This window comes from Paludibaculum fermentans (assembly GCF_015277775.1).
Lineage (GTDB): Bacteria > Acidobacteriota > Terriglobia > Bryobacterales > Bryobacteraceae > Paludibaculum > Paludibaculum fermentans.
Genome location: NZ_CP063849.1, coordinates 3057526 through 3070111, shown reverse-complemented (window position 1 = coordinate 3070111; position 12586 = coordinate 3057526). Strand labels below are relative to the sequence as shown.

10 protein-coding genes are annotated in these 12586 nt (G+C 64.7%); 3 read left to right on the top strand and 7 right to left on the bottom strand.

What is annotated here, in order from left to right; genetic code table 11:
• Positions 1 to 7 precede the first annotated feature (7 nt).
• The 5 genes from IRI77_RS11965 to IRI77_RS11945 form a co-directional block, all read right to left on the bottom strand.
• Positions 8 to 439, bottom strand: coding sequence for an amino acid-binding protein (locus IRI77_RS11965; RefSeq protein ID WP_194452288.1), 432 nt, complete (start codon positions 437 to 439; stop codon positions 8 to 10).
• Complete coding sequence (locus IRI77_RS11960) at positions 436 to 1767, bottom strand: phenylacetate--CoA ligase family protein (protein WP_194452287.1); 1332 nt, start codon at positions 1765 to 1767, stop codon at positions 436 to 438. The genes IRI77_RS11965 and IRI77_RS11960 overlap by 4 nt, the downstream gene beginning before the upstream one ends.
• A complete protein-coding gene (locus IRI77_RS11955; RefSeq protein ID WP_194452286.1) occupies positions 1764 to 2237 on the bottom strand; it encodes an indolepyruvate oxidoreductase subunit beta in 474 nt (157 codons plus the stop codon). The genes IRI77_RS11960 and IRI77_RS11955 overlap by 4 nt, the downstream gene beginning before the upstream one ends.
• Entirely contained in the window at positions 2227 to 3795 is a 1569-nt protein-coding gene (locus tag IRI77_RS11950) for a thiamine pyrophosphate-dependent enzyme (RefSeq protein WP_228486702.1), read from the bottom strand. Before IRI77_RS11950 ends, IRI77_RS11955 begins: the two co-directional genes overlap by 11 nt.
• Before the next feature lie 154 nt (positions 3796 to 3949).
• Positions 3950 to 4327 (bottom strand): MmcQ/YjbR family DNA-binding protein, encoded by a 378-nt coding sequence (locus IRI77_RS11945; protein ID WP_194452284.1) that lies wholly within the window; start codon positions 4325 to 4327, stop codon positions 3950 to 3952.
• A 275-nt stretch (positions 4328 to 4602) separates the two neighbouring features.
• Between IRI77_RS11945 and IRI77_RS11940 the strand changes: the two genes are divergently transcribed.
• A complete protein-coding gene (locus IRI77_RS11940) occupies positions 4603 to 5706 on the top strand; it encodes a mechanosensitive ion channel family protein (protein WP_194452283.1) in 1104 nt (367 codons plus the stop codon).
• A gap of 21 nt (positions 5707 to 5727) precedes the next feature.
• Here IRI77_RS11940 and IRI77_RS11935 read toward each other — a convergent pair whose 3' ends face one another.
• Complete coding sequence (locus IRI77_RS11935; protein WP_194452282.1) at positions 5728 to 6870, bottom strand: uroporphyrinogen decarboxylase family protein; 1143 nt, start codon at positions 6868 to 6870, stop codon at positions 5728 to 5730.
• A gap of 105 nt (positions 6871 to 6975) precedes the next feature.
• On the opposite strand from IRI77_RS11935, the gene IRI77_RS11930 reads away from it, so the two are divergent.
• A complete protein-coding gene (locus IRI77_RS11930) occupies positions 6976 to 8229 on the top strand; it encodes a metallophosphoesterase family protein (protein WP_194452281.1) in 1254 nt (417 codons plus the stop codon).
• On the top strand, positions 8226 to 11750 hold the full coding sequence (locus tag IRI77_RS11925) for an ATP-binding protein (RefSeq protein WP_194452280.1): 3525 nt from the start codon (positions 8226 to 8228) through the stop codon (positions 11748 to 11750). The genes IRI77_RS11930 and IRI77_RS11925 overlap by 4 nt, the downstream gene beginning before the upstream one ends.
• Here the strand turns inward: IRI77_RS11925 and IRI77_RS11920 are convergent.
• Entirely contained in the window at positions 11713 to 12531 is an 819-nt protein-coding gene (locus tag IRI77_RS11920; RefSeq protein WP_194452279.1) for a tyrosine-protein phosphatase, read from the bottom strand. The two genes, IRI77_RS11925 and IRI77_RS11920, sit on opposite strands and share 38 nt — an antisense overlap.
• Positions 12532 to 12586: the final 55 nt, after the last annotated feature.

Genomic DNA, 12586 nt, shown 5'->3' with positions numbered 1-12586 from the left:
GGGCGGGTTACCTGTTGGTGAGCGCATCGGCATCGAGAACGGTCATTCCGCCGGCGCGGAGCCTTTCGATGGCGGCATCCGGGTGGTCAAAGCGAAAGATCAACGCGGCCTTGCCGGCATGTACGAAGGGGAAGGCGTACATGTACTCGATGTTGATGGTGGAGCCTTCAAACAGGTCGAGCACGGCGGACAGACCGCCCGGATGATCGGGCACTTCGATGGCGACCACCTCAGTGACGCGAACCACGAAACCCTCGGCTTCGAGCAGGCTCTTGGCGCGCTGCCAGTCTGAGACGACGATGCGGAGAATCCCGAAGCGCTGCGAGTCGGCCAGGGACATCGCCTGCATGTTGATGCCCTCGCGGGCCAGCAGGCGGCATGGGGCGATGAGGTGGCCGGGTTTGTTTTCAGAAAAGATCGAGAGCTGTTGAATCTTCATGAGGGCAACCGCCTGTCGAGGACGCGTTTGGCCTTTCCTTCACTGCGCTGGATGGTGTGGGGTTCGACGAGGCGGACCTGGACGCGCAGGCCGAGCACGTGTTCCAGCGCGTCGGCGATCTTGGTGCTGAGTTCTTCCAGGGCTCCGATTTTGTCGCTGAAGGTCTCGGGGGTGACTTCCACCAGGACCTCCATCTGGTCGAGGCCATGCATGCGGGTGAGGACGATCTGGTAGTGGGGCAGCGTGCCTTCGACGTCGAGCAGGGCCGCTTCCACCTGGGACGGGAACACGTTGACGCCGCGGATGATGAGCATGTCGTCGCTGCGGCGGCCGATGCGGCGCATGCGGCGGAGAGACCGGCCGCAGGGGCAGCGGCCAGGCAGGAGGGCCGTGATGTCGCGCGTGCGGTAACGGATCATCGGCATGGCGTGTTTGCTGAGAGTGGTGAGGACGAGTTCGCCCTCCTCGCCTTCGGGTAGGACGGCTCCGGTTTCGGGGTCGATGATCTCGGGGTAGAAGTGATCCTCGAAGATGTGGAGGCCGTTCTGCTCCGGGCACTCGATGGCGACGCCGGGGCCGATGATCTCGGAGAGTCCGTAGATGTCGATGGCGCGGATGCCGGAGAGGGTTTCGATGCGCTTGCGCATGGAGGGGGTCCAGGGCTCGGCTCCGAAGACGCCTACGCGGAGGGGGAGGTCGCGGATGTCGATGTCCATCTCGGCGGCGCGCTCGATCATGTGAAGGAAGTAGCTGGGGGTGCAGCAGATGGCGGTGACGCCGAAGTCCTTCATGACCATGATCTGGCGGTCGGTGTTGCCGCCGGAGATGGGGATGACGGTGGCGCCCAGGCCTTCGGCTCCATAGTGGGCACCGAGGCCGCCAGTGAAGAGGCCGTAGCCGTAGGCGTTCTGGATGATGTCGCCATGGTGCAGGCCGCAGGCCGCGAAGCTGCGCATCATGACGGAGGTCCAGACGTCGACATCCTGCTGTGTGTAGGCGACGACGATGGGCTTGCCAGTGGTGCCGCTGGAGGCGTGCAGGCGCACGATCTCCTCCATGGGACTGGCGAACAAACCGAAGGGATAGGTGTCGCGGAGGTCGGTCTTCGTCGTGAAGGGCAGGAGCGAGATGTCCGCCAGTGAGGTGATGGAGTCGGGCGTCAGGTCCCGATCGCTCATGCGGGACCGGAACAAGGGCACGCGATCGAAGGCGCGGGCCACGATGTTCTTCAGGCGGCTGAACTGGAGTTCCGCCAGAAGGGCGGAGGGGACGTAGTCCTGTGCGCTGTCCGGATGAAACGTAGCGCAGGATTCCTTGACCGCGATCATGCATTCCTCCCGGTTTCAAAGGCGGCGAAGTTCATGGCATGCAGTTTGGGTGCGAGGTGTCCGCTGATGGCGGTGATCCAGGCGGACTCAGGAAAGTCGAGGTGGCGGCTCAAGGCGCCCAGCAGCGCCACGTTGATGCTCTTTTCGCTTTTCAGTTTGTAGCCGGCCAGGATGGAGGGGTCGATCAGGATGCCGGTCGGCTTGAGCGCTGCGCGGTTGACCTCGATCTGGGTAGGATCCAGGACCACCAGGAAGTCCGCTTCGCCGTCCGGCACCATGGGGCTGAAGACCTTGGAGCCGAAGCGGACATCACTGGAGACTGAGCCGCCGCGCTGGCTCATGCCGTGAATCTCGCTCTTTTTGACGTCCAGGCCCGAGGCGAAGGCGACATCGGCCACGATGTCCGAGGCCTTCAGAACGCCCTGTCCGCCAAGGCCGGCGATGACAATGTTCCTGACGTTATTGCTCATGGGTGCTGCCCTCCGGGCATTTCTCGTACTGCTTGATGGCTCCGGCGGCCAGCAGGCAGTTTCGGCGCGCGATGATGACGGAAAGCCGGCCGGAGTCGAGGCTGGTCTTCACGAGTTCAGTGAAGGCGGCGGGATCGCGGGTGGGGTCGACGACGTGCACATCCGGGATGCCCATGGCGCGGATGACGTTCTCGAAGACGAACTTGCCGGTGCTGGCGTGGTCGAGGGTGCGGCCGGTGCCGGGATGTTCCTGCAGGCCGGTCATGGCGGTGGTGCCGTTGTCGAGGATCAGCAGCAGGTGTCCGGTGGGCGGCGGGTTGTAGACCATCTCGACCAGGCCCGTGATGCCGCTGTGGACGAAGGTGCTGTCGCCGATGACGCTGACGACACGGCGGGCTTCCTCGACGGGCAGGGTATGGCGGAGCCCGAGTCCGACACCGATGGAGGCGCCCATGCAGACAAGGGTGTCCATGGCCAGGAAAGGCGGCAGGACGCCGAGCGAGTAGCAGCCGATATCGCCCGAGACGATGCAGCCGAGATCGCGGAGGGCCGTGAAGACGGTGCGATGCGGGCAGCCGTGGCAGAGTTCTGGCGGCTTGCCCGGTACTGGTTTGGGTTCAGGAGTGAGGTCGCCCGCTTCCATGCGGCGGACACGAGCTACGTTCAATTCTCCAAAGCGGAAGATCTCCGCATTGGCTTCCACGGGGATACCGGCGGCGCGAGCCGAATCGGCCAGGTAGGGATCGCCTTCCTCGATGACAAGAGTCCGCGTATGGGCAATCGCGAAGGTGCGCATGAGCTCCAGCGGCAGTGGGTAGGTCAGCCCCAGTTTCAGGACGCTCGCCTGCGGCAGGGCCTCGCGAACATATTGGAAGGAGACTCCGGAGGTGATGACGCCGAGGGTGTCACTGCCTGGCACTACGGCGAGCGGGCCCTCGCGTTCGTTCCATGCGGCGATCTGCGCCAGTTTTGCGCGCAGCTTGTGATGCGCGGGCCGGGCATAGGCTGGGATCATCACGCGGGCCGGGACGTCGCGCACGTAGCCGGCGGGCGGCGCGGGCGGCACCGGGTAGCCGGGCGTCTCGACGATGGTCTTCGAGTGGCACACGCGGGTGGTCATGCGGAGCAGGACCGGGATGTTCCAACGCTCTGAGAGTTCGATGGCGAGGAGCGTGAAGTTGTAGGCTTCCTGTGAATCGCCGGGCTCGAGCATCGGGATGCCGGCCGCGATCGCGTAGCGGCGGTTGTCCTGTTCGTTCTGGCTGGAAGCCATGCCGGGATCGTCGGCGGAGACGATGACGAGGGCGCCGCGAACTCCGGTGTACGCCACGGTGAACAGCGGGTCGGCTGCTACGTTCAGGCCCACGTGCTTCATGGTGACGAGCGCGCGTCCTCCGCCGAAGGCCACGCCAATGCCAACTTCGAGGGCGACCTTCTCGTTGGGCGACCACTGGGCCCGGCCGCCGAGAGAGTGGAGGGACTCCAGGATTTCGGTGGAAGGAGTGCCGGGATAGCCGGTGCCCAAGGTGAGTTGCGCGTCATGGGCTGCAAGCGCCACTGCTTCATCGCCACTGAGGATGCGCCGGAATGGTGCGGTTGGATGGTTCAAAACGAGCTCGCCTCGCACAAAGAGGAGTAAAAGAGAAGTTTATGTTAAATATGACGCGGGGAGCAAACGGGCGGCTGGCGGGGCGGTGGCGGGTGAGGTCCGGCTAGAGCTTCGGCTTGAGGAGTTTCGCGGGTGCACGCAGGCGCCAGGCCTCCAGGATGTGTGAGGCGAGGTCGTCGTCGCTGATGCGGTCGAGCTCCACGCCGACCCAGCCGCTGACGCCGACATAGGGCGGGTAGTAGAACGTCTCCGGCCAGGTGGCGAGCATGGTGGCCTGGGCGCCGGGCGGTACGGGGATCCAGACTGCGATGTGCCCGTCGTTGTGGTGGTTGTTGGAGAACATGGTGAAGACCTTCCTGTTGACGAAGAAGGTGGGTTCGCCGTGAGAGAGCTTCTCCATGGTGCCGGGCAGGCTGAGGCAGATGCGGCGGACTCGTTGCAGGTGGGCTTCGGAGTCGACGGGTTTGGCGGATTTCGGCATGCGGTGAAGGGGCCCCTCTGTGGTGATTGTCGCGCGAAATCGAGGACGGGGCGCGCACTACTCATCGACCTTCGCGCGGCGCCTTCGCGGCCGTAATCAGTTTTCGGCACGGCCATCACCTATTCCTGGGATTCCGGTTCAGCTCCTATCGGGCGCAGAATATTGCATGGGCGCGGCTTCCCGCCTCCCCTGTTTCATGGCTCCACCGTATTTTCACGGAGCTGATCCGGCGAACACAACGTTGCCGCGTTTGCCGGATCCGAAGAAAGGAGACTATGAAGGAGATTACCCACTTCCTCATCGAGAATTGGCAGGTGCTGGTTCTGCCGACTGCCGTATTCGGTGTGGTGATGGTGGCCGGCATTTTCGCCAGACGGTTGCTGTTCAGCCGATTGCATCGGTGGGCCGGGCGAACGAAAGGCCATGTCGACGACATTACGCTGCAGTCACTTCATGGGCCGTTCCTGTTCTGGATCGCGATCCTCGGACTGCACTTGGCCACACAGTCGGTGGAGCTGCCTCCAAAGGCTTCCGCCCTGCTGGCGAAGATCTTCCTGATCCTGTGGATCCTGTCGCTGACAATCGTCTGCTCGCGGCTGGCGGTGCTGGCGATCAAACACAAGGGCAATAAACTGTACGGCGCTCTGCCGGTGACTACGCTTACGCAGACACTGGCCCGCCTGTTCGTCGTCAGCTGCGGCGCATTGGTGCTGTTGAACACGTTGGGGATCTCCATCACGCCCATCCTGACGGCCCTGGGTGTTGGGGGCCTGGCGGTTGCCCTGGCGCTACAGGATACTCTTTCCAATCTGTTCGCGGGTTTCTATCTGAGCATCGCGGGACAGGTGCGTGCCGGGGACTACATCAAACTGAGCTCCGGTGAAGAAGGCTATGTCGCCGACATGGATTGGCGCAGCACCACGCTGCGGGCCCTGGCCAATAACTACATCGTGGTTCCCAATGCACACCTGGCGCGGGCCATTCTCACCAACTACCATCTGCCGGAGACGCGGATGTCGCTGTCGATCCCGGTGAGTGTCGGTTTTGATGCCGACCCGGATGTCATCGAGCAGGTGCTGGTGGACGAAGCCAAGGCGGCGGCGGGGGAGATCCCGGGCTTGCTGGCTGAACCCGTGCCGTTCGTGAGATTCATCCCGGGCTTCGGTCCGTCCTCCCTCGATTTCACACTGATCTGCCAGGTGGGCGAATTCGTCGACCAGTACTTCGTCCAGCATGAACTGCGCAAGCGGATCTTCCGGCGGTTCCGCCGCGATGGGATTCTTATTCCTTACCCGGCCCGCACGGTGTTCATGCGCGAGCAGGAGGGCTTCATGGCGCCACCGAGTGCGAACTCGCACCGTAACGCTGCTTCGGCGTAGTCCGGGCCGGAACGCGCGGCTTCAATAGACACCGGACTCGCGTGCGGCTTCGAGCATTGCCACGACATTCTCGCGCGGCGTGCCGGGCTCCAGGAAATCCGAGGCGGCGAAGATGTACCGGCCGCCGGGCTTCCCGATCGACATGATCTGACGGGCTCGCTCAGCGACTTCGGCGGGTGTGGCCGTCTTCAGGAACTGGATCTGATCCAGGTTGCCCAGCAGGCAGATCGTGTCGCCCAGCGCGGCCTTGGCTTGCGCGAGATTGTTGTCTCCGGCCGGCGGTTCCGAGACAGTCTCCCAGAGTGTCATGCCGAGCTCGCGGTAATTAGGGTAGAGACGCTTTGCGCGGCCGCAGTTGTGGAAGACGGTGAAGGCTCCGGCGGAGTGGATGGAGTCGATCAGGCGCTTTTCGTATTCCTGGATGTACGCGCGAAAGAAGGCTGAGCTCACGGTGCCGGCGTTCGCGATGTGACCCTGGATGCCGATGCAGTCCGCGCCCGCCTCGACAAGGGCCTGGCAGTACTCGCACTGGGCGTCCGCCATGCGATCCATTAAGGCGCGGTAGCTGGTCTCGTCCTCGATGGGTTCCATGAATAGCGCCTCGCTACCGCGCAGGTCGGAGGCGTAGTTGAAGACGCCCGCGAAGCCCCAGGGCGCCAGGACGCCGCGGTCGCCCAGCAGCGCGTGCCAACAGGCGATGGTCTGGCGCATCACCGCACGTTCTTCGTCATCCAGGGGAGGGAGGTGCTCCAGAAACGCCCTCAGGTCTTCCGGTGTTTCGAGGAGATGTTTCGTCGTCACGCGCATCGCGCCTTTGGTCGCGACGCCGATCTCTTCCACGGCCTCCTCCTGGACCAGGGTTCTGCCGGGCGTTGCGATTTGGGTGCGGTAGCGGATGAGGCGTCCATCGAATTCGCTGCTGCTGGAGAGCTGCCAGTTCGGGTAGCTCCGGCGGAGGAAGTGCGGACGTTGGAACTGGTTGTGCTTGGCCATCAGGTCAAAGTCCAGTTCGTTGGCGAGCTCGACGGCGTCGACAACACGGTCCACCGTAGGACGGTCTGGATAATACCAGGACAGGTATTGCTCTTGGATGAAGGGGGAGACTGGGACTCGATCTGCTGTATCGCCTTGCAGCGTGGTGAGCAGTCGCTCTCGCGGGGTCATGCGGTAATTCCTCTGTGGTGAGTATTGCAGAGGCGCACGCATTCCGGGTTATTGCAGACCTGGCGGTGGCCGATTATCTACAATCGCTCTGGTAGGGGAGTTTGCATGTTCCAATTTCTGCACGCCGCCGATTTGCACCTGGATAGCCCGCTCACCGGACTGGCCCGCTATGAGGGGCTGCCGGCGGAGGAGATCCGGAATGCCTCGCGGCAGGCGCTGGTGCGGCTTGTGGAGTGTGCGGTGGAGCGGCGCGTGCGGTTCGTGATCCTGGCTGGAGATATCTACGACGGGTCGTGGCGCGATGCGGCGACGGGCCTGTTCTTCGCCGGGCAGATGGCAAGGCTGCGCCAGGCCGGGATTCCCGTCTACCTGATTCAGGGCAACCACGATGCGGAAAGTGTGATGGCGAAATCCATCCGGCTGCCGGACAATGTCCATGCCTTTTCCGGACGGAAGGCGGGCAGCGTCGAGGTGCCGGATGTGCCGGTGGTGGTTCATGGCCAGAGCTTCGTCAACCGGGCGACCGAAGCGAATCTGGCGGCGCAGTATCCGGCGCGAGTGGAAGGCCGGTTCAACATCGGAGTACTGCACACATCGCTGTCGGGCTTTGAGGGGCATGCTCCGTATGCGCCCTGCTCGCTGGATGATCTGGCGGCGAAGGGGTACGACTATTGGGCGCTCGGCCACGTGCACAACGCGCAGATCCTGAGCCGGAACCCGCATGTCGTGTTTCCGGGCAATCTGCAGGGCCGCAACATTCGGGAGACCGGTCCGAAGGGCGCCTTTGTGGTGAGCGTGGATGATGGGCTTCGTGTGGAGGAGTGCGCGTTCGTCGCGATGGGTTCGTTCCAGTGGCAGCGCGTGGAGGTGGACCTGGCCGGCTGCGGGGATGTGGCGGAGCTGCATCGGCGATTCGAAGCAGGGCTGAGAGCTGTGGCGGAGGCGGGGGGTGACGATTCGCAGGTGATTGTGCGTGTGCGATTCACGGGCGCCACTGCGCTGCATGCCACATTGCCCGGGCAGTCCGACTGGAAGAACGACTTGCGGGCGTTGACTACGGACGTGAGCTCAGGGCGGATGTGGTTGGAGAAGATCGAACTGGACCTCGTGCCGGAGGGCAGGACTGTGGATCTGACCGGACCCATGGCGGAGCTGACGGAGGCGCTCCAGCGGGCCGCCGTCGATCCGGAGATCGCGGCTAAAGCCGACCTGCAGCCGATGCTGCAGAAGCTTCCGGATGACATCCGCGGCGAGGTTTCCGGCTGGTTGGATCCTGCCGGGCCGCGATACCGAAGGCTGCTGGATGAGGTGGAATCGATGCTGGTGCTGAAGCTCACGGGGCAGGGAGGAGCGGAGTGAGATTCCAGGCTTTGAACATCCCGGCCTTTGGTCCGTTCACGGGCAAGCATCTGGACCTCTCCGCGGGCGCGGGCAAGTTGGAGATCATTTACGGGGCGAACGAGGCAGGGAAGTCGTCTTTGCTGCGGGCGATCTCGACCTTGCTGTTCGGCTTCGGCAGCAGAACCACGGACGACTTCCTGCATCCGTATGGCGAGCTCCGCGTGGGTGCGACGATCGAGCACGAGGGCCGGTTGCTGACCTGTCTGCGACGAAAGGGCAACAAAAACACTCTGCGCGATGGAGCAGACGCGGTACTGGTGGCCGAAGATGATCTGCTGGCGGTGGCGCCCATTGCGAACCAGCAGGTGTTCGAGGTGATGTTTGGGCTCGACGCGGAGCGGCTGAAGCGGGGTGGCGACGAACTGCTTGCCGGGCATGGTGAGTTTGGACAACTGCTTTTCTCGGCCGCGGCCGGTATCGAGGGTCTGCACTCGATTCTTGCGGGACTGGATGGCGAAGCGGCGGAGCTGTTCAGGCCGAGGAGTTCCACAGCCAGGATATCCAGATTGCTCACCGACTACGACGGACAACGTAAGCGAGCGCGGGATGCACAGGTGACTCCGCACGAACTGGGGGAGCTGCGTGAGCGGAAAGAGCTGGTGCAGCGAAGACTGGGGGAGGTCCGTCGCGACACCGCGGCAGCGTCCTCAGAAAAGGAACGGCTCAACCGCATCCGCACTTCCCTTGGCCTGCTGGGCGAGCAGCGGCTGGTATTGAGCCAACTGGAGCCATTGGCCGGAGTGGCGCCCTTGCGCGAGCGATTCGCCGATGAGTATGCCGGGGCGCGGCAGGACCTGTCGATGAACGAGGCGGGGCGGCTGGGTTTACGGCAGAGGGTGGCACGGCTGGAGGCGGAGGTTGCGGAGATCCAATACTCCGAGCCGCTGCTGGCGCATGAGCCGTCGATTGAAGCGCGCTACCAGCGCCTGGGTGCGGAGCAGAAGGCGCAAGCGGACCTGCCAAAGTTGCGTGGCAACGCCAGCGCGATGGAGGCCGAGTTGTCGGCTCTGTTGAGCGATCTGGGAGAGCCGCCGGGCCTGGAGGATGTTGCCCGCCTGCGGGTGCCTGCGGCGGAGTCGAAGCTGGCCGCAAACCTGACGACCGAGCATGCCGAGTTGAGTGCGAACCTGCGGAACGCGAGCGCACTGGCTGGTGAACTGGCTGTGGAAGTGGAGCAGGATGCCGAGCGGCTGGGGGGCCTGGCTCCCGCAAGGCCCATGGCGGGGCTGGAGCAGGCGCTGCGGATTGAGACGCTGCCGGACGCGCGGCGGCGGGATCTGGACAAGCGGGCGAAGGCCGCGGAGGTCCGCATGGCGGACGAGGTGCGGCTGCTGCCCTGGCCGGGCTCCATTGAGGAACTGTTGGCAGCCGCAGTGCCGTCGGAAGCCACGGTGGCAGACTGGCGACGGCGGCTGGATGCCGCTGCCGTGGACGGGCGCGAGGCGGAGAAGGCGCAGGAGGAGGCCGCCCGCGATCTGGCTCGACAGGAGACCAGTCTGCGCAGGCTGGAGGGCCGCCGCGCGATGGCGACACTGAGCGGGTTGGCGGATAGGCGCGAACATCGGGCACAGGGCTGGCAGGCCGTGCGCCAGTCCTGGCTGGAGAGATCCGGCCAGGCTGCCGCGGAGTTCCTCGGCGAGACTGGCGCCGAGCCGGCACGGCTTGCCCAGGCATATGAAGAGGCTGTGTCGAAGGCCGATGCCGTAGCGGACGAGTTGCGCGAGCATGCCGACGAAGTGGCGCAGGTGGCGCAGGCCGAGCAGGAAGCCGGGTTCGCCAGGGAGAAGCTTGCGGCGTGTTCCGAGGAACTCGCTCGGAAGGATGCGGCGAAACAGGCGCTGCAGGCGGAGTGGTCCGCACTGTGGGCACCCTGGGGGGTGCCGGCCTCAGAGCCGTCACAGATGGCCGAATGGCTGCGGCGGCGTGCCGCGTTGGCGGAGCGGGCTCGCGAACTGGATCTGATGCGGTCGGAGCTGGAGAGGTCCACTGCGCAGGAGGAGGCGGCGGCCGAGGAACTGCGGCAGGCGATTGGGTTGGTGACGGGAGCGACGCCGGAGCAGGGCTCCACGTTGGCCATGCTTCGCGGTCAGGCGGTCACCCTTCTGGAAGAACAGAAGAAGCTGGCTGCGGCCCGCCAGAATCTGGAAGGCCAGTTGTCCGCTGCCCGGAGGAAGTTGGCCACCGTCCAGCGAAAGGAAAGCACGGCCCGGGAGGAGCTGGCCGCATGGCAGGATCGCTGGTCCCAACTGGTCGAGCGGTTGAAGTTGAACGGGGCCGCCGAGCCCGCGTCGGTCCAGGAACTGCTACAACTGCGGAGCCAGATCACGACCAGGCATAGCGAATACACCCAGACCAGGACGCGCATTGACGGCATCCTGCGCGATAGCGCGAAGTTCGAGTCCGATACCCGTGCGGTGGTGGAGCTCGCGGCGCCCGCCCTAGCCGGCTCGGGGGCCATGGACGCTGTACGGGAGATGTACCGGCAGCTGGCTGTGCATCGCAAGGCCCGCGACTTGGCGGCTTCGAAGCAGGAGGATCTGGCGGCGGAGAAGGCGAAGCTGGAGGCGCTGGATAACGAACTTGTACGGTTGCAAGCTGTGCTGACGTCCATGGTGGCCGAAGCCGGCTGCGCGTCTGACAGCGAGGTCCCCACGCGGATGGCGGAATGGAGCGCGAAGCAGGCAGGGCAGGCGAAGCTCGCGCAGATCCAGCAGGCGCTGGCCGCGATCGCCGCCGGGCGCACACTGGAAGCCCTGGCGGAGGAGGCGCGGGGCGTGGAGACGGATGAGATTCCAGGCCGCCTGGAGAGCGTGGAGCAGACGCGTACCGCTCTGGAGCAGGAGCGCGACGAGCTGATTCGCGAAGACTCCGCGCTGAGTCAGAAGCTGGTCGGATTCGAGGGGCGTACCGAGGCCCGGGATGCGGCGGCCGATCTGCAGAGTACACGGGCGGCGCTGCTGGAGGAGTCGGAAAACTACGTGCGGTTGCGGCTGGCTGAACAGCTGCTGCGGAGTGCGATTGACGAGTTCCGCCGGAAGTCCACGGGTAAGCTGCTGGAGCGCTCGTCCCAGATCTTCGCGGCCCTGACCCTGGATTCGTTCGAGGGACTGAAGCTGGAGTACGGTTCCGATGCCAAGGGCAGCGTGATTCTCGTGGGCGTGCGGCCCGATCGCCGAACGGTGCCCGTGGGGGGCATGAGTGAAGGTACGCGCGACCAGCTTTACCTGGCCTTGCGCATTGCCAGCCTGGAGGTCTACTTCGAGAAGAATCAGGCGATCCCGCTGATCGCCGACGATATCCTGGTGAACTTCGACGACGCGCGCGCCGCCGCCGCGCTGGGCGCGCTGTCAGGGCTCGCGCGGCACACGCAGGTGCTGCTCTTCACACATCACCGGCATATGGTCGAGCTGGCGGGGCAACACCTGGAGCCGGCGGACTTCGTCACCTACCGTCTGGAGAAGCTGGAATCGGCCGGTTGACGAGCAGCAGTGAGCGGAGGATCTCCGCCGCAGCCTCGGAAAATCCAGCTTCCTGGCGCAGGTAGTCCGGGACAGTGCCGTATTGCTGCTCGATCACCGAGAAGGCTGTTTGCAGGTACTCTTCGCGGGCTCCCAGGAACTCGTGAAGCGTCTCCCGGGAGACCCGGAACAGAGACATCGCACGGATGAAGCCGATGCGACGATCCACTTCCGGACTCGCGTACTTTTCTGTCAGGTGGTAGTCGGCCAGGATCGCTGGCCGAGGCACGCCCAGGATGGTAAGGATCATGGCCGCACTGAAGCCCGTCCGGTCGCGTCCACCCATGCAATGGAACACGGCCGGGTAGTTGCCGGGGTCCTGCAGCAGGGCCAGCAAACGGCGCAGCGATAGGGCGGCCCGCTGTGGTAGCCGGGTATAGCAGTCGAGGACATAGCGCCGGTCACAGCGCTGGATGCCGCCTCCAGCGAAGAAAGCGAACTGCTCCCTGGTTGACCATTTTTTCTCCAGCTCGGGTGCGAACGAGATGGGCAGGTGTTCCACTCTCAAGGTGCCGCCGGGCAATGAATTGGGACGCTCGCGGCTCTCCAGTCCGGTGCGCAGATCCACCAGCAGGCGCAGCCCCAGGGCGCTGAATTGCGGATGTGCGCGGGGCGGCACTTTGGCGAAGTTGTCCGAGCGGTACAGCATCCCGGGCCGCACCACGCGGCCATCCGCCGCGGCATAGCCGCCCAAGTCTCGGAAGTTGAAGGTTCCCTCCAGCGGGATGCGGCGTGGTTCCATGACGTCTGCGTTGCCAGAATACGTCATGGAGCACCCCGGCCACCCGCCGCGTTTC